General features: G+C 67.2%; 22 protein-coding genes and 1 tRNA gene. 9 read left to right on the top strand and 14 right to left on the bottom strand.

Annotated features, from left to right (window positions below):
- The first annotated feature begins 214 nt into the window (after positions 1–214).
- A complete protein-coding gene (locus C9412_RS12475; protein WP_107231913.1) occupies positions 215–517 on the top strand; it encodes a KGG domain-containing protein in 303 nt (100 codons plus the stop codon).
- A gap of 29 nt (positions 518–546) precedes the next feature.
- On the opposite strand, the gene C9412_RS12470 is transcribed toward C9412_RS12475, so the two are convergent.
- Together C9412_RS12470 and C9412_RS12465 are read right to left on the bottom strand one after the other, a co-directional pair.
- Positions 547–897, bottom strand: a complete 351-nt coding sequence (locus C9412_RS12470) for a VOC family protein (RefSeq protein ID WP_107231912.1) — start codon at positions 895–897, stop codon at positions 547–549.
- A gap of 75 nt (positions 898–972) precedes the next feature.
- A complete protein-coding gene (locus C9412_RS12465; protein ID WP_107231911.1) occupies positions 973–1,173 on the bottom strand; it encodes a hypothetical protein in 201 nt (66 codons plus the stop codon).
- 188 nt (positions 1,174–1,361) lie between these two features.
- Here C9412_RS12465 and C9412_RS12460 point away from each other — a divergent pair, with 188 nt between their 5' ends.
- Entirely contained in the window at positions 1,362–4,748 is a 3,387-nt protein-coding gene (locus tag C9412_RS12460; RefSeq protein ID WP_107231910.1) for an autotransporter serine protease, read from the top strand.
- 68 nt (positions 4,749–4,816) lie between these two features.
- On the opposite strand, the gene C9412_RS12455 is transcribed toward C9412_RS12460, so the two are convergent.
- Both C9412_RS12455 and C9412_RS12450 read right to left on the bottom strand, forming a co-directional pair.
- On the bottom strand, positions 4,817–5,269 hold the full coding sequence (locus tag C9412_RS12455) for a PA2169 family four-helix-bundle protein (RefSeq protein WP_107231909.1): 453 nt from the start codon (positions 5,267–5,269) through the stop codon (positions 4,817–4,819).
- A 409-nt stretch (positions 5,270–5,678) separates the two neighbouring features.
- A complete protein-coding gene (locus C9412_RS12450; RefSeq protein WP_107231908.1) occupies positions 5,679–6,095 on the bottom strand; it encodes a hypothetical protein in 417 nt (138 codons plus the stop codon).
- 145 nt (positions 6,096–6,240) lie between these two features.
- On the opposite strand from C9412_RS12450, the gene C9412_RS12445 reads away from it, so the two are divergent.
- Together C9412_RS12445 and C9412_RS12440 are read left to right on the top strand one after the other, a co-directional pair.
- Positions 6,241–6,882 carry a glutathione S-transferase family protein gene (locus C9412_RS12445; RefSeq protein ID WP_107231907.1) on the top strand — a complete coding sequence of 214 codons (642 nt, stop codon included), beginning with the start codon at positions 6,241–6,243 and terminating at the stop codon, positions 6,880–6,882.
- Between the two features lie 71 nt (positions 6,883–6,953).
- Entirely contained in the window at positions 6,954–7,346 is a 393-nt protein-coding gene (locus C9412_RS12440) for a DoxX family protein (protein WP_107231906.1), read from the top strand.
- Positions 7,347–7,370: 24 nt separating this feature from the next.
- Here C9412_RS12440 and C9412_RS12435 read toward each other — a convergent pair whose 3' ends face one another.
- The 8 genes from C9412_RS12435 to dtd form a co-directional block, all read right to left on the bottom strand.
- Positions 7,371–8,057, bottom strand: coding sequence for a hypothetical protein (locus tag C9412_RS12435; RefSeq protein WP_107231905.1), 687 nt, complete (start codon positions 8,055–8,057; stop codon positions 7,371–7,373).
- A complete protein-coding gene (locus tag C9412_RS12430; protein ID WP_107231904.1) occupies positions 8,057–8,482 on the bottom strand; it encodes a hypothetical protein in 426 nt (141 codons plus the stop codon). The genes C9412_RS12435 and C9412_RS12430 overlap by 1 nt, the downstream gene beginning before the upstream one ends.
- 58 nt (positions 8,483–8,540) lie before the next feature.
- Positions 8,541–9,527 carry a glycoside hydrolase family 43 protein gene (locus tag C9412_RS12425; protein ID WP_107231903.1) on the bottom strand — a complete coding sequence of 329 codons (987 nt, stop codon included), beginning with the start codon at positions 9,525–9,527 and terminating at the stop codon, positions 8,541–8,543.
- Between the two features lie 103 nt (positions 9,528–9,630).
- Positions 9,631–10,050: an H-NS histone family protein gene (locus C9412_RS12420; RefSeq protein WP_107231902.1), complete on the bottom strand. Its 420-nt coding sequence runs from the start codon at positions 10,048–10,050 to the stop codon at positions 9,631–9,633.
- A gap of 73 nt (positions 10,051–10,123) precedes the next feature.
- The gene (locus C9412_RS12415; RefSeq protein WP_107231901.1) at positions 10,124–10,573 is read right to left on the bottom strand and encodes a GNAT family N-acetyltransferase; all 450 of its coding nucleotides are present in this window, start codon (positions 10,571–10,573) and stop codon (positions 10,124–10,126) included.
- 79 nt (positions 10,574–10,652) lie between these two features.
- Positions 10,653–10,728 (bottom strand) — tRNA-Ile (locus C9412_RS12410).
- Between the two features lie 459 nt (positions 10,729–11,187).
- Positions 11,188–13,041, bottom strand: coding sequence for an RNA polymerase sigma factor RpoD (gene rpoD, locus C9412_RS12405; RefSeq protein ID WP_107231900.1), 1,854 nt, complete (start codon positions 13,039–13,041; stop codon positions 11,188–11,190).
- Positions 13,042–13,133: 92 nt separating this feature from the next.
- Entirely contained in the window at positions 13,134–13,574 is a 441-nt protein-coding gene (gene dtd, locus C9412_RS12400) for a D-aminoacyl-tRNA deacylase (RefSeq protein ID WP_107231899.1), read from the bottom strand.
- A 62-nt stretch (positions 13,575–13,636) separates the two neighbouring features.
- On the opposite strand from dtd, the gene C9412_RS12395 reads away from it, so the two are divergent.
- The 4 genes from C9412_RS12395 (at position 13,637) to C9412_RS12380 (ending at position 17,904) form a co-directional block, all read left to right on the top strand.
- Positions 13,637–14,557, top strand: a complete 921-nt coding sequence (locus tag C9412_RS12395; RefSeq protein WP_107231898.1) for a lauroyl acyltransferase — start codon at positions 13,637–13,639, stop codon at positions 14,555–14,557.
- A 102-nt stretch (positions 14,558–14,659) separates the two neighbouring features.
- Positions 14,660–15,793 (top strand): GTP cyclohydrolase II RibA, encoded by a 1,134-nt coding sequence (ribA, locus tag C9412_RS12390; RefSeq protein ID WP_107231897.1) that lies wholly within the window; start codon positions 14,660–14,662, stop codon positions 15,791–15,793.
- A gap of 75 nt (positions 15,794–15,868) precedes the next feature.
- Complete coding sequence (locus tag C9412_RS12385; RefSeq protein ID WP_107231896.1) at positions 15,869–16,369, top strand: PH domain-containing protein; 501 nt, start codon at positions 15,869–15,871, stop codon at positions 16,367–16,369.
- Entirely contained in the window at positions 16,366–17,904 is a 1,539-nt protein-coding gene (locus tag C9412_RS12380) for a PH domain-containing protein (protein ID WP_107231895.1), read from the top strand. Before C9412_RS12385 ends, C9412_RS12380 begins: the two co-directional genes overlap by 4 nt.
- Before the next feature lie 148 nt (positions 17,905–18,052).
- On the opposite strand, the gene C9412_RS12375 is transcribed toward C9412_RS12380, so the two are convergent.
- A complete protein-coding gene (locus tag C9412_RS12375; RefSeq protein ID WP_107231894.1) occupies positions 18,053–19,111 on the bottom strand; it encodes a CDP-glycerol glycerophosphotransferase family protein in 1,059 nt (352 codons plus the stop codon).
- Here C9412_RS12375 and C9412_RS12370 point away from each other — a divergent pair.
- Entirely contained in the window at positions 19,110–19,916 is an 807-nt protein-coding gene (locus C9412_RS12370; protein WP_107231893.1) for a glycosyltransferase family 2 protein, read from the top strand. The genes C9412_RS12375 and C9412_RS12370 overlap by 2 nt on opposite strands.
- Before the next feature lie 21 nt (positions 19,917–19,937).
- Here the strand turns inward: C9412_RS12370 and C9412_RS12365 are convergent, their stop codons facing one another.
- Positions 19,938–21,182: an O-antigen ligase gene (locus C9412_RS12365; RefSeq protein ID WP_258190225.1), complete on the bottom strand. Its 1,245-nt coding sequence runs from the start codon at positions 21,180–21,182 to the stop codon at positions 19,938–19,940.
- Positions 21,183–21,250: the final 68 nt, after the last annotated feature.

The raw sequence follows: 21,250 nt of genomic DNA, 5'->3' as shown, positions 1-21,250 counted from the left end.
TTCACTCGAGGCTCCCGGGAACTACCGGGATGCTGCGATTCTAGGCAAGCCATCGGTCATCTGCGATAGCACCGGCGCCAACGCTGTGTTCGCTACCGTAGCGGCGCGTGAACGCAACTGCGGCGTGGCGTGAAGGCTGCGCCGCCCGCGCGGACATGGCCTTAGCCGGGCATCGGCAAGGATGCGGCTTTCCTCCCTGCTCTGGAGAGTTCCCATGGCCGACCCGCAGCGCGGCACTTCCCAACGCGGCTTCGCTTCGATGGACCAGGACAAGCAGCGCGCGATCGCCGCCAAGGGCGGCCGTGCGGCGCATGCCTCCGGCAACGCGCACGAATTCAGCCCAGCCGAAGCGCGTCTTGCCGGCCGCAAGGGCGGCCAGGCCATCAGCCGCGACCGCCAGCACATGGCCGCCATCGGCCGCGAAGGAGGTCACGCCCGCCACGCAGGCATACGGCAGCAACAGCAACAGCAGGCCGATGAGCCGCTGGCCGAACGCCCGCCGCGGCAGCAGGGCTGAGCGCGCTACGACCGGGCAGCCTGCCTCGCTCAGCGATGAGCCAGGATATTGAGCAGGCGCCCGAATGGATCGCGGACGAAGAAGCGGCGCACACCCCACGGCTCGTCGGCCGGCCCGTATTCCAGTGCGATTCCGGCCGCGTGCATGCGGTCGAGCACCTGCTGCAGATCGTCCACCTCGATCGACAGGTCCGGCACCGGTGCACCGCCGCCGCCTTCACTGGCGAAACTGATCTGGGCCAGCGCGTTGCCCTGGCCGCCGTGGGTGACGATCCATCCGTGGTCCATCACCACCGGCATGCCGAGCAGACCGGTGTAGAAGGCCGCCGCACGTGACGGGTCCGGGGTGGCGATGTTGGCGACGACACGTTTGACAGCCATGAGACTCCTTCGTCGGAAACAGAAGAGCCCCGTCGCTGACGGGGCCCCACATCATGCTGCTTCAACCGGCGCGACTCACACGCCCAAGCACAGATCGATCACACAGGTGTTGTATGCCTGCTCGCACTCAGTGGCATCTCCGCCGATGGACAGGCACGCCTGGTAGGCCCGCCAGCACGGCCGGTCGCAGGGTTCCACCGGCCCGGCCACGGCCACTGAACCGGTACAGGCCAGGGCGAACACCGCCGCCGCGATCACTTTCCTGAAAGTACGCATCGATATCACTCCTTGATAAGCCTGGTGAGCCCAGGCCGGCCCACGGTAAAGCGGCCGTGGGGAGACCACGTGAACACCTCTGTCACGCAAAATTAACGCGTTCATAAAATTGCCTTCACATTACTGGGGGGTGTTGCCCCGCCTTGGCGTTAACGGCGTTGTTGTCCGTCAACCAAGGAAGTTGTCCGATGAATCACCCGCTGTACGGCCGTTCGTCCCGCTCCCTGTCGCACCGCCCGCTGGCGCTTGCCGTTGCCAGTTCGCTGCTGCTGGCTACCGCGCTGCCCGCCCTGGCCAGCGAATCACTTGATGCCTGGCAGCAGCAGCGCCAGCTGCAGGCTGCGTGGGCGCAGCCTGCGTCGCTGGCGAGCCCGTCGGCCGGCGCGAACCTGTCGGCCGTAGCACCCGCAGCGTCAGCCAGCGCGAGCTCAATCCTCGGTAATCCGGGTGATCCGGCCAGCTGGCGCACGAGCGAGTTCAGTGCCGACTGGGGCCTGGCCGCGACCAATGCGGACTACGCCTATGCGCGCGGCCTGACGGGCACTGGCATCCGCCTCGGCGTGTTCGATAGTGGCAGCGGTCTGGATCATCCGGAGTTCGCCGGCAAGAACCATCGCAGCATCCACATCGCCGACCTGCTGGCCGATGGCTCCTACTGCAGCAACACTACGCAGTTGAACGGTCCCGACGCGTGTTTCTCCAGCGACGGCAATGACGTGCAGGTGAGCTACGTGGGCTTCAACGCCAACGTCCCGCAGAACATCCGCGATCTGATCCGGGCAGGCAACTACGTGCAGCCCGGACTCGAGTTCGAGGTGCATGGCACGCATGTGGCCGGCACCATCGCCGCGAACCGTGATGGCAACGGCATGCACGGCGTGGCCTTCGGCGCCGACCTCAGTGTTGCCCGCCTGTTCTTCAACAGCGCCAGTGAATGGCAGCGCGTAGGAACCAGCTACTCGGTCGTCTCGCTGGGCAGCGTAGGCCCCGACTCCTCGGCGGTGGTTCAGATGTACGACCAGATGAACGCCCAGGGCGTTCGCGCGGTCAACCACAGCTGGGGCCTGAGCAAAGAGCCCAGCGCCACGTTGATGGACCAGATCTACAACGACCCGGATTATCGTGAGTACCTGGCCACCTATGCAGACGGCTCGCGTGCCAATGGCATGATCCAGGTCTGGGCAGCCGGCAATTCACCTGCGCGTGCGGTTACCGCGCCGGTATCGGCCAGCCCGATCGCCGGCATGTATGCCACGCTGCCCCGGGCTTTCGCCGACATCGAAAAATACTGGTTGAGCGTGGTCAATGTCGGGCAGGACTTCACCCTCAGCCGCACCTCCAACAAGTGCGGCCTGAGCGCCAACTGGTGCCTGGCCGCCCCCGGTTCCAACATCAACTCCACCGTCTACGGCGACGACTCCGCGCTGGCAGCTTCGCTGGGTATCGATGCCAATGGCAATCTGTCGCTGGACGTGAGCCAACGCGTGCCAACGTACAGCTATGGTCTGCTCAGTGGCACGTCGATGGCCGCACCGCACGTCACCGGTGCGCTGGGCCTGCTGTTCGAGCGCTTCCCTTATCTGGACAGCGCACAGGTACGCGACGTACTGCTGACCACCACGCGCGACATCGGCGATCCGGGCATCGATGAGATCTACGGTTGGGGCCTGATGGATCTGCGCAAGGCCATCGAAGGCTACGGCTCGCTGCGCGTGGACACCAACGTGGTGATGAACCAGAAGGCCGGTGGCCTGAAGGTCTGGGAAGGCGATGCCTGGGACAACTGGACCAATGACATCGGCGGCCCCGGCAAGCTGACCAAGTCCGGCATCGGCTGGCTGCGCCTGAGCGGCAACAACAGCTTCAACGGCGCAGTGCTGCGCGACGGCACGCTGGAATTGAATGGCACCAACACGCTGACCTCAGCGGTCGAGGTACAGGGCGGCCAGTTCCTGCTCAACGGCAGCCTGGTCTCCACCGCACTGAACACCAGCGGGGGTGTCAGCACGGTCAGCAGCAGTGGCCTGCTGAAGAACAGCAACCTGACCGTCAACGGCGGCGTGGTGTCGTTCAACGGCACCCAGACCGGCGGCACCACCACGGTCGGCGCCAACGGCCTGCTGAAGGGTGTCGGTACGCTGGGCACCACCCGCGTGGACGGCATCATCGCACCGGGCAACTCGATCGGCACACTCACCATCAACGGCAACTACGTGCAGGGCGCCACCGGCGTGTATGCCGCGGAACTGGCTCCGGGTGGCCGCAGCGACCAGCTGCACGTCACCGGCACCGCCACGCTCGGCGGCACCCTGGTCGCACTGCCGGAACCGGGCGTGTACTACCTCGGCGAACAGTTCAACTTCCTGCGCGCCGACGGTGGCGTCAGCGGCCAGTTCGCCAAGACCGACTTCAGCGCGTTCTCACCGTTCCTGCAGTTCAGCCTGGCCTACGGCGCCAATGGTGCGCGTATCGACGTTGCCCGCGGTGCCTCGCTGACCACCGCTGCCGCCACCCCCAACCAGCGCGCAGCGGCGGGTGCCGCTGACCTGCTGCCGATCAACCAGGGCCTGCCCAAGCCGCTCACCCAGCTGTTCCCGCAGCAGGTCGGCGGCGTGCTCGACGGCCTCAGTGGCGAGCTGCATCCGGCCACCGCTCTGGCCCTGGTCGAGGGCAGCCGCTATGTGCGCGATGCCGCGCTGTCGCGCCGTGCCGGTGCCGCCGCGCCCGGTGCAGAGACCGGCGATGCGACCGGCGCCTGGGTCCAGGCGATCGGTGGCAACGGCAAGCTGGACGGTGACTTCAACACCGCCCGTACCGAAGCCAACAGCAACGGCCTGCTGGTCGGCATCGACCGCGAGGTCTCCGGCTGGCAGCTGGGTGTGCTGGCCGGTACCGGCCGCACTGACGTGAAGCAGCAGGACCGTCGCGCCAAGTCGAAGATCGACAACACGCATTTCGGTGCCTACGCCAGCCACAGCTGGGGTGGCTTCGGCCTGCGCGGCGGTGTGGCATGGAGCCAGCACGAAGTGAAGAGCACGCGTGAGGTCGGCTTTGCCGGCTTCAGCGACAGCCTGAGTGCACGCTACGACGCCCGCACCCGCCAGGCCTTCATCGAGGCCGGGTACCGCTTCGGCGGGCCGGAAGCCGGGCTGGAGCCGTACCTGCAGGTGGCGCGCGTTGAAGTGGACCTCAAGCGCATCAACGAACGCGGCGGTGCGGCGGCACTGCGTGGCGAGGTGGATGACACCGGCACCACCATCGCCACCGCCGGCGTGCGCTTCGACAAGGGCCTGAAGGCGTCGTTCCAGCAGGAAAGCTGGCTGCACCTGCGTGGCGGCGTCGGCTATCGCCGTGCCTCGGGTGACCGCAGCCAGGTGGCCAACCTGGCCTTCGCTGATGGCGCAACCACCTTTGCGGTGAACGGTGCGCCGATTGCCGACAGCGCGGTGGTGGCCGAGATCGGCCTGGCGGCCTGGCTGAGCCCGCGCCAGCAGCTGGAACTGGGCTACAGCGGCCAGTTCGGCAGTGAAAGCCGCGACCATGGTGCCAATGCACGCTGGTCGATCCGCTTCTGACACAACCTGCCCTTGACGGGTTGGGGCGGCCTCACGGCCGCCCCTTTTTTACATCCTGCGCCCGATGATCAGGCCGCCTTCATCGCGTGCTTGCGCGCGCGCATCACGTTGTGGCACTCCTGCACGTCCGGCAGCAGCTGGGTGACTTCCTGGCGCACCGCCGGCGGTAGATCGTTCTCCTTCAGCACATCCTTGAATGCGCCGAGCAGTCGGTCCTCGGATTCTTCCAGTTCGGCCACATAGCCGTAGTTGGTGTCGCCGAACGCAGCGCGCACCTTGCCGTAGAACTGCTGCATCGAACCGACCAGGGTGCCGTGCTCGGCCGGCTTGCCACCGCTGGCGGCCACCGAGCCACTCAGCGCGGCGACGATCCTGCCCTTGACGCCGGCGATGCGGACGAACAGCGCCGACAGTTCGGCATCCTTCACCTTGGTGGCCGCTTCCTCGTAGAACGACTTGCCGTCGCGGGCAATTTCAATCAGATCGTTGAGGCGATGTTCGATGGTGGACTGGGTGCTCATGGCGTTGCTCCTGTCTTCGGATCGGGGGAGAAAAGCAGCGTTGACTGCGCTGCCTGTGGGACCACTGTGGACACGCTGGTGTGGTTCGCGGGTGAGCAGCGATTGATGCCTGCCTCACTTCACCCAACCCGCACTGACTGCTTCACGCCACAGCCGCGTGCGGCTCACATCAAGCCGACCTCACGTGGTCACCAGGGCACGAAGAGGATGATCAGCACGATCACCAGCACGGCAGCGAGTGCTCCCATCAGCACATTTCTCTGGCGCCAGCTGGGCTTCGGTTTTCCGGGGGTATTCATCGTTGTCCTCCTGCGTCGCGGTGGCATGGAGCTGCCAGCCTGGACCGCAAACAATTGCCTGCACGTGCACGAGGCGTGCATCACCTGTGCAGAGGCGAGGCGCTGCCCAGTCAGGCGCCGGACAACAGATCCACGACCAGGTCCGGCAACAGCAGCGCGGCAGCGACACTGGCCAACAGGATCAGCAGCACCCGCAGCGTCAGCGGGCGCCGCCGCGGCGTATCCAGATACAGGCGCAGGTCGCGAAGCTCATCGCGCAGCAAGCGTTGCGTGCGTTCATCGCGCGCGGTCGATCGGCGCAGTTCATGCTCCAGCGTGTGCGCCCGCTCCATCAGCACTCGCGCAGGTGTGGCCCGCAGGATCTTGGACCTGACTTCCACCAGCCGTCTCGCCTGTGGCATCAGTGCCGCGACCAGCTCTTCGGGCCCGCACCGCGACGCCAGTCGCTGGGCGTGCTCGGCCAGCTCGGTTTCCAACGCGTCACGCTGTTGCTGCAATCGGGCAAGGGAACGGGCGCGCTGCCACATGGGGCTGTATTGGCTGGATGGAATTGCCGCAGTGTAGCCGCCACCTGCACAGCGATGGCGCGATGCTGGTGACCGCGGTCGATTTGCGGCCCGCTCATTCGTCGAACCAGCAAGAGCAGGACCTTCCGCCTGCAGGAGCACAGCGATGTCCCCCACCCTCACCGCCTTTGCCACCTCCCCCGACCGCGGCCAGGGCCTGGCCCGTGACATGCGCGTGCGCTGGGCGCTGGAGGAACTGGGCATTGCCTACGACGTGCAGCTGCTCAGCTTTGCGCAGATGAAGCAGCCCGCCCATCTGGCCCGCAATCCGTTCGGCCAGATTCCCACCTGGCAGGAGGGCGAGCGGGTGCTGTTCGAGTCCGGCGCGATCGTCCTGCACCTGGCCGAGCAGCATCCCGGCCTGCTTCCCGCCGATCCGGACGCCCGCCTGCGCGCGATCATGTGGCTGTTCGCCGCCTTGAACACCGTGGAGCCGCCGATCGTCGAGCGCTCGATGGCCTGGGTGCTGGAGCGTGAGCAGCCCTGGTATGCGCAGCGCTTGCCGATGCTCGATGAGCGGGTGCGCACGCGGCTGTCGCAGCTGTCGACAGGGCTGGGCGCGGCCCCCTGGCTTGACGGCGGGTTCAGCGCAGGCGACCTGATGATGGTCTCGGTGCTGCTGCGGCTGAAAAGCAGCGGCATCGTCGATGAGTACCCTGTGCTGGCCGCGTACGTGGCGCGCGCAACGCAGCGCCCCGCCTACCAGCGTGCGTTCGCAGCGCAGCTGGCGGTGTTCCAGAATGCGTAGCGCCACCTACACACAGGCTTCACCGCCGGTGGGCTCCGATCGCGTTCGTCGGCCATCCCCAAGGACCTTCCGTGAGCCATTCATCGCACTCGCTTGCCTACCTGCTTGCCCGCCTGCTGCTGATGGCGCTGTTCCTGGTCTCCGGGCTGGGCAAGCTCGGCAATCTGGCCGGCACCCAGGGCTACATGGAAACCATGGGCGTGCCCGGCATCCTGCTGTGGCCGACCATCATCTTCGAGATCGGCAGCGGCCTGTGCATCCTGTTCGGCTTCCAGACCCGGCTGGTCGCCATCGTGCTGGCCGGCTTCAGCCTGGTCACCGCGTTCGTCTTCCACCACAACCTCGGCGATGCGACCCAGCAGATCATGTTCCTGAAGAACCTGGGCCTGGCCGGTGGCTTCCTGTTGCTGGCGTGCACCGGCGCCGGGCGCTACAGCATCGACGGGCGCGGCCGGCGCGGCTAGGCGCCAACCGGCCCTGCCAGCGTATCAGCGACGCAGTTCGGCCTCCGGTGCCAAGGTGTGGATCACCTTGCCCTGCGCATCAAGGAATTCGATCGCGCCATAGCCTTCGGCGGTGACGGTCAGGCGCAGGCGGGTGCGGTCGGCCTTGTCGTTCAGCGCAATGGCCGGCGTGCCATCGGCGCCGACCACCAGGCCGATGCGGGTCGGTGCCTGCACGCCGGGAATCAGCTTGTTGTCGAGCGCCGGCTCGCGGATCAGCTTCGGCGCCTGGTTGATCGAAAAGCTCACCTGCCCGTCGGGTGACACCCGCCACCCGATCGCATCCATGGCCGGATGATCCAGCGCCAGCACCGCCATGCCACCGTCGACATCGGCGGTGCCGAAGCCGCCGCGCTCGCTGCCCTTGTCGTCGTACAGCACCATGCCGGCCACGTTGAAGGCGCGCTTGTACTGGATGCCGTCGATGATCGGCGCCGGCGTCTTGCCGGACAACGTCATGCGGATCACGCCCTGGTCATCGACGATATCGATGCGGCGCGCGGTGATGCGTTCGCTGTCCGGCGTTTCCACGCGTGTCTGCGGCGCCTTGTCCACGATCAGGCGCTGCAGCGTTTCCACCGACGGGCGCCTGGGCGAAGCAGCGTCGTCGGACGCAGCGACCGCAGTACCGGGGAGGAGGAAGACAGCCAACAACAGGCAGGAACTGCGCATCAGCGGACCTCCATCCGGGAATGCAGCGGTCCTCGGCAGGCCGCCTGTACCAGCATCAGCTGCGCCACCAGGATCAGCATCGCGCAGCCGGACAGCAGCCACGGGTCGATGTACCACTGCGCGTTGAGGCTGAATTCTCCGGCAGAGATGCGCTTCCAGCCGTTGAAGTGCTGCATCGCTGCCACCACGAAGGCGAAACCGCCGCACGTGTAGGCAAGCCACGGCACCACGATGCGGCCCGGTCGCGCGAACAGCAGCAGCACGCCGAGCACGCCGATGACCGTGCGCTGCACGCGGCAGTACGGGCAGACATAGGCCAGCCCGCTCCATTCCACCGACCACGCCAGTATGCTGATCAGCACACCCACGGCGCCCGCGATATACAAGGCCCTGGGTGTGATCGTCATGTTGCCGTTGTCTGCCATGCGCTGACTCCCTGCGGTGAGGACCCGCGCAGGGTAGCGCGGTTGGCCCCGTTCCGGCTCAGCGCAGCGGATCGGCCGGTACACCCTCGCGGGTGATCTTCACCGGCAGGATGTGCCCCTGCGCATCGAATTGCAGGCGTTCAATGGCGGTCTGCCGATGGTCGCGCGTGCGGTCTCCCAGTGGCCGGCGATGGTAGACGATGTACCAGCGGTCGCTGCCCGGCACCTGGATCACCGAGTTGTGCCCGGCACTGGTGGCGATGGCAGGGTCCTGCTGCAACACCTTGCCGATGCGCTTGAAGGGCCCGGTGGGTGCATCGGCGATGGCGTAGGCGACCGAGTAATCCGGCCCACCCCAACCGCCTTCCGACCACATGAAGTAGTGGCGCCCACCGCGCTTGAACATCAGCGGGCCCTCGACGTACTCCGGTGCCGGCGTGATCTCCTTGAACAGCGTGCCATCGGCCAGTGGCAGCACGCCGCTGAAATCGTCCTTCAGGCGCACGATGTTGGCGTGCTTCCAGCCGCCGTAGATCATGTACCAGGCGCCATCGTCATCGCGGAAGACAAACTGGTCGATGGGCTGTGCGCCGTTGTGGAACGCGCCCACCAGCGGCTTGCCGAGCAGGTCCTTGTACGGCCCTTGCGGGTGATCGGCCACAGCCACGCCGATGCCACCGAGCTCGCCATCATTCTGGATGTCGTTGGCGGCGAAGAAGAAGTAGTACTTTCCTTTGTTCTCCACCACCGAAGGCGCCCACATCGCGCGCCTGGCCCACGGCACCGCCCTGGCGTTCAGTACGTCAGTATGCTTGGTCCAGTGCAGCAGATCGGGCGAAGAAAACGCATCGAAGGTGGTCTGCGCATCGTAGTCCGCCGAGGTGGTCGGGAATATCCAATAGCGGTTTCCGAATACCGCTGCTTCCGGGTCGGCATACCAGCCCTGCAGGACTGGATTACCCGAGGTGACCGCCGGCGCGGCCTGCGCACCCGTTACCCCTGCCGCCGCCATGCAGGCGACCATCATCCACGTACCCAACGCCATGCCGTGCGCTCCCGTGCTGGATCGATGGGCGCATCCTAGATCGATTCAAGTGCGGATGCGAAGGCAGGCAGCCCCACTTCGCATGCGCAGTGGGATGCAGGCCTCAGGCTTTCTTGATGACGGTGCGCTTGCCGATGGTGCTGGTCTTGCCCGCCGTCGGCCTGGCCAGACCGGGAATCAGGAAATCGGTGACCTTGTGGCCCTTGGACACCTTGGCCGCCAGCCAGCGCGGCATGCGCCCGCGGCCGCTCCAGGTCAGGCGCTTGTATTCCGGATCGCGGTACTTGGGGGCGACCTTGGCCGACTTACGGCGGACGGGTCTGCGCGCGGGTGCCGCGTCTTCCGCAGCCTCATCGCCGAAGAGTTCTTCGATGGTGTAACCGGCTTCGGCCGCGGCGGCCTTCAACAGGCGGCGCACCGCTGCGGCCGGGCGACGGGTGGTGATCAGGGCCTTGCGCTGTTCGGCAGCCACCACCAGGGCGCCCAGCTCGCGCAGGCTGAGCGATTCGATATCGATAGTCATGGTGGGGAAGGTCCATGTTGGCGGGCGGACTGTCAAGCTGGCTTTGCCGCAGACGCCCCGCGCCCGGCGCCCTCTACGGGTGAATGGCGTAGACGAAGAATGCGTCGTCGCGCTGCCAACCCAGGCCTTCATAGAGCCGCTGGGCAGGCAGATTGCTGCGGCCGGTCTGCAGTTCCAACCGGCCAGCACCACGCCGACGTGCCTCGTCCGTTGCTGCGATCATCAGTGCGCGGGCCGAGCCCTGGCGGCGCGCCGATTGCGCGATGTACAGGTCATAAAGAATAAAACTGCGCTGTGCACTTACGGAATCGAACAGTGGGTACAGCTGGGTAAAGCCGACGATTCCGTGGTGTTCGGTTTCGATTACAAGCAGCAGTGAATCGCCGCTCTGCAACCGCTCACGCATGAAGGTGGTGGCCAGTTCAAGATCGGCAGGCTGTTCGTAGAACTGCCGGTACTCGTTGAAGAGTGCAGCCACCTGCGGAAGGTCGGAAAGCGAGGCGATGCGGATGGTAGGTGCCATGGCGAGCCTCCGTGCAGAGGCCTGAGCGTGGCGCTGCAGGTGTGAGCGTGGCGTTGAAGGCTGGCGGCGGTGGCGGCGCTGGTGGGCCCACCAGGATTCGAACCCGGAACCAAGGGATTATGAGTCCCCTGCTCTAACCGTTGAGCTATAGGCCCTGCGCAGCGCCACAGTGTAGTGGAGCCCGCCCTTCCCTCGCTACTCAGTCATCAACGGCAAGCCCCTTCGAGACCTGCCGCAACCGAGCTTCAGCAGCCTCTGCGTACACCTGCGCCGAACCAGCGTGCAGCTGTCGCAGGGAGAATTCAAACGACAGATGCGACACCAGGTAGGCGCAGCGGACTGGGCCTGGCGCTACCAAGCGGGGAGTTGTGGGACGAATAGTGTTACGTAATGCTCGTCAAACAACGCGCCTCACACGTCCACGTGAAAGCGCAAGCCTCTGTTTATAGGGAATTTCATCCACGACGCGATTGGAGCCCGCCAGAATAGTGTTACGTAACCAAGACGTATCCAGATACGAATTGCGATACGAATCTACCGGGCATGGCCCGGCGCTACCCAAAAAAAACCCCGCCGAAGCGGGGTTTTCTCAACACATCAGCGCAACCGGGAAATCAATCGATATCCAGGAAGCTGCGCAGCTGCTCCGAGCGGCTCGGGTGACGCAGCTTGCGCAGGGCCTTCGCTTCGATCTGGCGGATGCGCTCGCGGGTCACGTCGAACTGCTTGCCGACTTCTTCCAGCGTGTGATCGGTGTTCATGTCGATGCCGAAGCGCATGCGCAGCACCTTGGCTTCCCTCGGGGTGAGGCCGGCCAGCACGTCGCGCACGGTTTCAGACAGGTTGATGTTGGTGGTGTTCTCGATCGGGGACTCCACGTTGGTGTCCTCGATGAAGTCGCCCAGATGGGAATCCTCGTCGTCGCCGATCGGGGTTTCCATCGAGATCGGCTCCTTGGCGATCTTCATCACCTTGCGGATCTTGTCTTCCGGCATGTCCATTTCCTTGGCCAGCTCCTCCGGCGTGGCCTCGCGGCCGTACTGCTGGAGCATCTGGCGGGAAATGCGGTTCAACTTGTTGATCGTCTCGATCATGTGCACCGGAATACGGATGGTGCGTGCCTGGTCGGCGATCGAGCGGGTGATCGCCTGGCGGATCCACCAGGTGGCGTAGGTCGAGAACTTGTAACCGCGGCGGTACTCGAACTTGTCCACGGCCTTCATCAGGCCGATGTTGCCTTCCTGGATCAGGTCGAGGAACTGCAGGCCACGGTTGGTGTACTTCTTGGCGATGGAGATCACCAGGCGCAGGTTGGCCTCGACCATTTCCTTCTTGGCCTTGCGCGCCTTGGCTTCACCGTAGGCCATGGCACGGCTGATTTCCTTCAGCTCTTCCAGGTCCAGCTGGGTCAGCGTCTCGATGTCGATCGTCGCCTGCTGTTCGGCGATGATCTGGTCCTTCACCTCGCGCAGCGCCGAGGACCACTTCTGCTTGCGCTTCAGTGCGTCTTCCACCCACTCCAGGTTGGTCTGGTTGCCTTCCCAGGAACGGATGAAGTCCTTGCGCGGCATGCGTGCGGTGACGGTGGCCAGGTTCAGCACGCGGCGCTCATGGGCCTTGATGTCGGCCATGGTGTCGCGCAGCTGCTTGGTCAGCACGTCGGTCAGCGGCAGCGGCAGCTTCAGGGTGACGAACACCGCCGACATTTCTTCGCGCAGGCGCGGCAGGTTCTTCTTGTCGCCCTTGGTCGCGGCCTTCCTGAAGGCGTTGAAGGCATCGCTCAGCGCCTGCATGCGCGCGGCGACTTCCTCCGGATCCGGACCGGTCGGTGCGGCTTCTTCCTCGCCACCGTCGACATCATCGTCCTCGTCTTCGTCGCCTTCGGCGTCGGCATCGCTGCTGTCATCGGCAGCGGCCGCCGGCGGCGCCGGCTCTTCGTCGGCCAGGTCGTTGAAGCCGACGATCACTTCGGCCAGGCGCTTCTTGCCTTCCTTGTGGGCTTCGTAGTCGTTCAGCAGCGACTCGACCGAGACCGGGAACTGGCCCAGTGCGGCCTGCACCTGCGAAAGGCCTTCCTCGATGCGCTTGGCGATGGCGATTTCGCCTTCGCGGGTCAGCAGCTCGACGGTGCCCATTTCGCGCATGTACATGCGCACCGGGTCGGTGGTACGGCCACCTTCGGTGTCGAGCGCGCTCAGCGCGGCGGCGGCTTCTTCGGCCGCAGTGTCATCGACTTCGCGGTTGCCGGTGTTACCGTCGTTGAGAAGCAGGGTCTCCACATCCGGCGCAACTTCATGGACATCAATGCCCATGCCGTTGATCATGCCGATGATGTCTTCGATCTGTTCCGGGTCGACCATGTCGTCCGGCAGATGGTCATTGACTTCGGCGTAGGTCAGGTAGCCCTGTTCCAGGCCCTTGCTGATCAGTTGCTTGATTTCGGATTGGGCAGGACGTTCGTTGGCCATGTAGTGCTCGCGCCACCGGCTGGGTAGGAAATAGGGAACGTAGCATTATACCAGCCCGGGGCCCCGCCTGCCGGGCGGTGGTCCCGGCGGCTTCAGGGCCTGAGAAGGAAGGTCACAGGACCGTCATTGACCAGGCTGACGACCATATGGGCACCAAATCGGCCGGTTTCCACCCCTGGGGCGTGATTTTCACGGCAGATCCCGACAAATCGGTTGAACCCGCGTTCAGCCTCGTCCGGCGGTGCGGCCGTGGTGAAACTGGGCCGCATGCCCGAACGGGTGTCGGCGGCCAGGGTGAACTGGCTGACCAGCAGCAGGCCGCCGCCGGTGTCGCGCAGCGACCGGTTCATCTTCCCGGCCTCGTCGGCGAACACCCGGTAGCCCAGCAGGCGCTCGGCCATCCGCTGCAGCTGGGCCTCGCTGTCGCCCGGCTCCATGCCGACCAGTGCCAGCAGTCCGGGGCCGATCTGCCCCACCGCTTCGCCCTCGACGTGGACGGCGGCCTGGCTGACGCGCTGGATCAGGACGAGCATGCGGGGGCTTCCAATGAACAGGGCCGGCCACGATAGCAGCGCCCTTGGCTAAACTGGCGCCGATGAATCCGCAACGCAAAGCCCGGCTGGTCTACCGCGCCACCACCCTGTTCGCCCGCCTGCCCTGGCCGCTGCTGCGGGGGGTCGCGCGCGCCCTGGCGTGGGCATGGATCAATCTCAACGCCCGTGAGAGCCGCGTCACGCGCCGCAACCTGGAACTGGCCTACCCGGAACTGGACGCCGCCGCGCGCGACCGCCTGCACCGCGAGCTGCTGCGTTCCACCGCCCTGCAGGCCATCGAGACCCTGCGCCTGTGGAGCCAGAAGCCGGCCGACAACCTGCGCCTGCATCTGAAGCAGCGCCACGGCGAAGCCCTGTACGACGCGGCGCTGGCCAGCGGCAAGGGCGTGATCGTGGCCGCCCCGCACTTCGGCAACTGGGAGCTGTTGAACCAGTGGCTGGCCTCGCGCGGGCAGATCGCCATCGTCTACAAGCCGCCGGAGGACGAGGCCAGCGATGCCTTCCTGCAGCTGGTGCGCGGCGGCCAGAACGTGCAGCAGGTGCGCGCCGAAGGCCCGGCCGTGCGTCAGTTGTTCAAGGTGCTCAAGGAGGGCGGTGCCACCGGCATCCTGCCCGACCAGCAGCCCAAGGCCGGCGACGGCGTGTTCGTGCCGTTCTTCGGCGTGCAGGCGCTGACCATGACCCTGGTCAACCGCCTGGCCGAGCGCACCGGTGCCACCGTGCTGTACGGCTGGTGCGAGCGCATCGGGCCGGACATGGAATTTGCCCTGCACATCGAACCCACCGATCCTGCGGTGGCCGATCCGGACCCGCAGGTGGCCGCCACCGCGCTCAATGCCGGCATCGAGCGCATCGCCCGGCGCGACCCGGCGCAGTACCAGTGGACCTACAAGCGCTATACGCTGCGGCCACCGGGCAGCGGCGAGGACGACCCGTACGCCACCGAGGAACATCCTCACTGACGGCCGCCTCACTGACGGCCACCGCACCGAGGCCCGCCCGGCCCCTGCGACCGGCGGCCGCACCGTGTTGAATACGACGCTGGCGCCCCCATAGAGACTGCGATGTCCGCCTCCCCCGGTCCTGCCATGCCTGCTTCTTCCCTGTTCGGCGACCCCGCCGCGATCCGCTGCGAACGCGCGGTGGCCGAACTGCGCGCCGGCCGCCCGGTGCTGCTCCACGATGGCCAGGGCCAGCGCCTGGCGGTCATCGCCCTGGACAGTGCCACCGCCAGCAGCTTCGCCACCTTTGCCAACGCAGCGCGCGAGCGCCACTACCTGTTCCTGACCGCCACCCGCGCCCGCGTGCTCGGCGTGGAGGCAGCGCAGGGTGCGCGCCTGCCGCTGGCCGGCATCGCCTTCGATGCGCTGCCCTCGCTGGGTTATCTGCGCGAGCCGGGCCCGATGCCGGCCGACTGGAGCGCCGGTGACGACTTCGATGCCGGCGCGGTGGAACTGGCCCGCCTCGGCCTGCTGCTGCCGGCGATGGTGGCAGTGCGCCTGGAATCCGGCGACAGCACCTTCGACGGTGCCGCCGAAGTGGCCCTGTGCGACCTGGCCGAGGGTGCGGCACACGCGGCCCACGACTACGAACTGGTGGCGCGTTCGCCGGTGCCGCTGCGTGATGTCGGCATGACCACCTTCGCGGTGTTCCGCGGCGGCGTGGCACAGCGCGACCAGGTGGCAATCATCGTCGGCGAGCCGGACCTGTCGGCGGTGGTGCCGGTACGCGTGCACTCCTCGTGCCTGACCGGCGACCTGTTCGGTTCGCTCAAGTGCGACTGCGGCGACCAGCTGCGGCGTGGCCTGCGCAAGCTGAAGGAGCTGGGCGGCGGCGTGCTGCTGTACCTGGACCAGGAAGGCCGTGGCACCGGCATTGCCGCCAAGATGCGCGCCTATGGCTACCAGCACGACGGCCTGGACACCATCGACGCCGATGCGCAGTTGGGCTTCGGTGCCGACGAGCGCCGCTATGGCAGCGCGGTGGCGATGCTGCACGGCCTGGGCATTACCCGCGTGGCCCTGCTCAGCAACAACCCGACCAAGGCGCAGCGCCTGCGCAATGCCGGCATCGAGGTGCTGGACTGCATTCCGGTCACCGGCGAGATCACCACCGAGAACGAGCACTATCTGCGCACCAAGGCCGACCGTGCCGGCCACCTGCTGGATGTGGATGCGCTGATCCAGGCTGCGCAGTAACGCAGCCGACCTGCTACCGTCTGCGCGGTGCGGCCACGGCCGCCATCGCCCGCCCTGCCGCCTGACGGAGCCTGCGTGACCGACGTCGTTCCTGCCACCCCGCCCACCGCCGCCTGGCAGTCGCTGCCCCCGCGCGCGGCGCGTCTGGCCGCATTTGAAGGCGCCTTCGGCGGCCTGTTCGTGCCGGGCCTGCCACTGGCGGCGGCCTGGTGGTTCTTCGATCTTCCCGGCGGCCTCTGGGCTGCACCGGCGGGACTGCTGGCGGGGCTGCTGTTCGGCGCCTGGCTGGGCCATCGGCGCCTCACCCGCACCCGCTGGCGGCTGGATGCACAGGGCCTGGGTCTGCGCCGCGACCTGATGTGGCAGCTGGAAACGCGCATTCCCGTTTCGCGCGTGCAGCACCTGGACCTGCGCCGCGGCCCGCTGGAACGCCGCGCCGGCCTGGCCACGCTGATCGTGCACACCGCCGGCACGCGCATGAGCGCGGTCACCGTCAGCGGCCTGGACGAAGCCGACGCCGAACGCCTGCGTGACACCCTGGCGCACCAGCTGGACCAGGACGCCGACGCCCTGTGAGCCTGCCGCCGCCCCTGCCCGCATCGCTGCCCGCCGGTGGCGAGGACCATCGCCTGCACCCGTGGTCGTGGCTGTTCGTGCTGTTGATGCAGCTGCGCCACTACTTCCTGCCGCTGGTTGCGCTGCTGGTGTTCGGCCAGCGCGGTGACCGCGATCCGATGTGGGCACAGCTGGTTCCACTCTCCGCCATCGCCGTGCTGGTGCTGGTGTCGGTGCTGCAGTACCTGAGCTATCGCTACCGTATCGGCAGCGATGCGATCACCGTGCGCAGCGGATTGCTTGCGCGCAATCGTCGCGAGATTCCGTTCGCCCGCATCCACAACGTGGAGGTGCGGCAGAACCCGCTGCATCGCCTGTTCGGCGTGGCCGAACTGCGCCTGGAATCGGCCGGCGGCACCCGCCCGGAAGCGGAAATGCGGGTCCTGAAGCTGGACCAGGCGCTGGCGCTGGAGCGTCTGGTGCGCCAGCGCGGGCACGCGCCACAGGCCGCTGATAGCCCCACCTCCACCGACACCGCTGATGCAGGCGACGGGCAGGTACTGCTGCGCCTGTCGAGCTGGGAGGTGGTGCGCATGGGGCTGCTCTCCAACCGCGGCTGGACTCTGGTGGTGGCCGCCATCGGTGTGCTGTTCCAGATCGTGCCGCGTTCGCTGATGGACGATGCCCTGCAGCGCGGCGGCCGCGAGGCGTTCGGCTATGCCAGCCATCTGCACCCCGGCGTGGCCGGTGCCTTCGCGCTGCTGGCCGGTGCGCTGCTGCTGGGCTGGCTGGTGCTGCGCGCGCTGTCGGTGGTGCTGACCCTGTTGCGCTATCACGGCTTCATCCTCGCCGAGCAGGCCGGCCGCCTGACCGTGTCGGCCGGCCTGCTCAGCCGCACCCGCAGCAGCGTGGCGCGTCGCCGCATCCAGGCCTGGACGCTGCGTGAGGGCACCCTGCATCGATGGTTCGGGCTGCGTCAGCTGCGTATCGACAGCGCCGCCGGTGGCCCGTCGCGCGAGGAAGATCGTGCCCTGCGCGAGCTGGCGCCACTGGCTCCGGCACTGCGTTGCGAGCAGCTGGTGCAGCAGCTGCTGCCGCACCTGCACTGGCCGCCCGCGCACTGGCAGGCGGTGCCGCAACGCGGCCGGTGGCGGCTGTGCGTGGGCGCGCTGGTGCTGGTCCCAGCGCTGGCGGCGGCCGGCTACTGGCGCTGGGGTGGCTGGGGCCTGATCGTGCTGGCCTGGCTGCCAGTGGCGTTGTGGGTGGCACGCCAGCAGATGGCGCGCATCGGCTGGTACCTGGATGCGCACTACGTGGCGGTGCGTGGCGGCTGGTGGAACCGTTGGTGGCGCTGGGCCGAGCTGGACAAGGTGCAGGGCCTGCGCCTGCAACGCTCGCCGCTGGACAGACTGCTGGGCACCAGCAGCCTGCAGCTGGACACCGCCGGTGCGCACGGTGATGTGGCATTGACCCTGTCCTACCTGTCGCAGGCACAGGCGCAGCAGGTGATGGATCAGCTGGCCAGCGCGCTGGCACGTCGCAAACTTCGCTGGTGAGGCGGGGACATTCCGCGCATCCACGCATGTCGTGGATCTACTGCCGAACCATGATGCGCGATTGCCGGCCAGCGGCCGGCACTACCGATTTCGGGGTCGGATCACTTTCCCGCGCATCCACGCATGGCTCGGCTCTACATCCCCTCGTTCACCGCTGCGACGGGCCCCAATACCCCAGGTCCCTGCGGATCTGCAGGTCGCGCACCCAGCTGCCGAACGGCTTGCGGCGCAACGCGCCCATCTCACCGGACAGGAAATCCTCGGTGGCCGCGATCACCCGTTCGCTGGACAGGCCATCACGGTAGGGATGGATGGCATCGGCATAACGCACGATCTCCGCCCTCAACGCGGTGTCCGGGTGCAGCGCGCGCTGCAGCATCGCCGCCAGCTGCGCCGGGTCGTCGAAGTCGATCATGTGCGGCTTCGGCACGCGGTTGCGGAAGGTCACCACCGGCTTGTGCTGGACGATGAACTCCGAAACGATCGATGAGGTATCCGACACCAGCACGTCGGCCGCACGCTGCGCGGCCATCACCTGCTCGGGCTCGATGAAGCGCGCATTGGCACCGGCCAGCGCGCGGTACTGCTCGAACAGCTGTGGCGGGCACTTCGGATGCAGGGTCAGCAGCCAGTAGCGTTCGCCGGCGGCGATGTCGGCGGCGATCTGTGCATGCAGGTGCGGGGCCGCACTGAGGCGTTCGGTGAAGGTCGAGCCGAACAGGATCACCGGGCGATCGCCCGCAGGCGCGCGCAGCGCGGCGCTCTCGCCGCCATCATCGCGGAACAGGGGATCCAGTTTCGGCCAGCCGGTCTCGGCCACCGCGAAGTGGCCCTGCTGATCGGCGATCTGGCGGAATGGTGCGGTGGTGGCCGGGCCCTGCGTGCAGTACAGGTCGAACATGCCGCGCACCCGGAAGTGGCCACGCGCGCTGTCACGCTTCTCCACGTTGAAGCCATGGAACAGCTGCACCTTGGCCCCGGACAGGAAGGTCGGCACCCAGTTGGCGGCGCTGAACACCGCGCGCGGACGCATCGCCAGGGCCTGTTTCAGGCCGATGTTGGGCACGCCCGGCAGGCTGCTGCCGGCCGCGCCGCCTTCGAACCAGGCGGCCAACTCCTGCCCGGAGGCGTGCAAGGCCTGCGCCAACGGGGCGAGAATAGGCAGCGCATAGCGCTCCGTCGCAAACAACAGGTAACCGGCCATCATGTCCTCCACGACCGCTCCCATCGAACGGCCTCGCATCTCGGCGTGCATTATCACGTTCAACGAGGCCGGCCGCATCGGCGACTGCCTGGCCTCGCTGGCCTTCTGCGATGAGATCGTGGTGGTGGACTCGCAGTCCACCGACGCCACCGTGGCCATCGCCGAAGCGGCCGGTGCCCGTGTGCTGCAGCGGCCGTTCGACGGCTTCCGCAGCCAGAAGGCGTTCTGCGTCGAGCAGGCCAGCCACGACTGGGTGCTGTGCCTGGACGCCGATGAGCGCATCAGCCCCGAGCTGCGCACGGCCATCGAACAGGCCCGCGACGGCGGCTTCGCAGGCCACGCCGGCTACCGCTTCGCGCGCCTTTCCGAGTACTTCGGCAAGTTCCTGCGCCACGGCAACGCCTACCCGGACCGGGTGATGCGCCTGTTCGACCGCCGCCAGGGCGGCTGGCGCGGCAAGCGCGAGATCCACGAGGCGGCCAGCGTCGATGGCCGCGTCGGCACCCTGCATGGTGACCTGATCCACTACCCGTACCGTTCGCTGCAGCAGCAGCTGGCCAAGACCGAGAAGTACGCGCGGATGATGGCCGAGCACGAGTTCGCACGCGGCAAGCGCGCCACCCTGGGCAAACTGGTGCTGGCGCCGGCCTGGCGGTTCTGGCGCGGCTTCCTGTTCCGTGGCGGTTTCTGCGACGGCTGGCATGGCCTGGTCTATGCCTATGTACGCGCCAACTACGTTCGGCAGAAGACCATCATGCTGTGGATGCTGGGCAACGGCCAGGCCGTGGCCGATCCACCAGGCGCCTGATCGTCGGCTGTCGCGTGGCGGTCAACCGCCGAGGCGTGCCCGATGCCGCGCACCTTCGACGATCGACAGGCCGGTCAGCAGGCCGACCAGGGTGACGTAGAAACTGGCCGTCATCTGGTGCGCGAACATCGACTGGGTCAAGCCGCACAGGGCGTAGGTGATCACCAGCATCACGCCGGCGGCAGCTGGACCACGGAACGTCGCCCGGCCACTGCGCCGGTGCAGGCGCACGAACAACCAGAGCGGAATGCCGTAGACCGCCAGCAGCAGCGCCAGGCCCGGCACCCCCTGGGTGGCCGCCCATTCGGCGATATCGTTGTGCGCATGCCCCAGGTGGCAACGCGCCTCGGCCGGGTTGTCACGGCAGACCGGTACCCGCTGCATGGCGTTGTCGAAATGCCCGATGCCAACCCCAACCAGCGGGTGGTCACGGAAGGTGTCCCAGGCCACCTGCAGGCGCTCCACGCGCGCGCCGGCCGACGAATCGCTGTCGCCCTGCTCCATGCGCTGCACATCGCTGTGCAGTTCGCTCAGGCGTACCTGGTGGCGCAGTTCCGGCACCGACAGCAGCAGTGTCGCGCCGATGGCCAGCATGCCCGCCAGCACCGACAGCCGCGCCGCACCGGTCCGCCAGCGCAGGCTCAGCGCCAACACCACCAGCAGCGCCAGCAACGCCGCGAAGACCCCGCGGCTGCCGGTCAGGACGATGGTGCCGCAGCCGGCCGCCATGCCCACGATCACCAGCGACCAGCGCCGCGATGGGCGGCAGAACACCAGCAGCACCATCAGCACCATCACGATGTCGGCCAGCACGATGGCATTGGTGAACAGTTCGGCGCGCGGTGCACCGCCGAGCACCTGCCACAGCGACATGGCGAACGTAGCCAGCAGACCGGTCAGCGCGCCGTACCAGAGCCAGCGCAGGTCAGGACGCAGCGCGCAGACCCAGAGCGCGATCCATGGGATCACCACGAAACGCGAGCGGTTGTCGACGTCGCGCAGGCCCTGTTCGAACAGCAGCACCGACACCAGTCCCAGCGCAAGCACGGCCAGCATCAGCCAGGTCAGCACCTTGACCGGCTGCCCGGCCATGCCACGCGCGCGCCACAGCAGCTCCGGCGCCAGCAAGGTGCTGAGCAGCAGCAGCAGGCCATACGGCAGCAGGTTGATCGGCACGGTCAGGACCAGCGCCGGCAGGCAGAACAGGCCCAGCTGGGCCAGCCCGTGCGCAGCGCCCTGGCGCCCACCGACGGGAACGCCCAGCAGATCGCCGCCCTTTGAATTCAGGTTGTCCGGTGAAGCTGGCACGTCGGGAGATATCGCTGCAATCTGCG

This window comes from Stenotrophomonas sp. Nf1, assembly GCF_003028475.1.
Lineage (GTDB): Bacteria > Pseudomonadota > Gammaproteobacteria > Xanthomonadales > Xanthomonadaceae > Stenotrophomonas.
The sequence above is the reverse complement of the archived record's forward strand: the minus strand, read 5'-3'. Positions and strand labels throughout refer to the sequence as shown.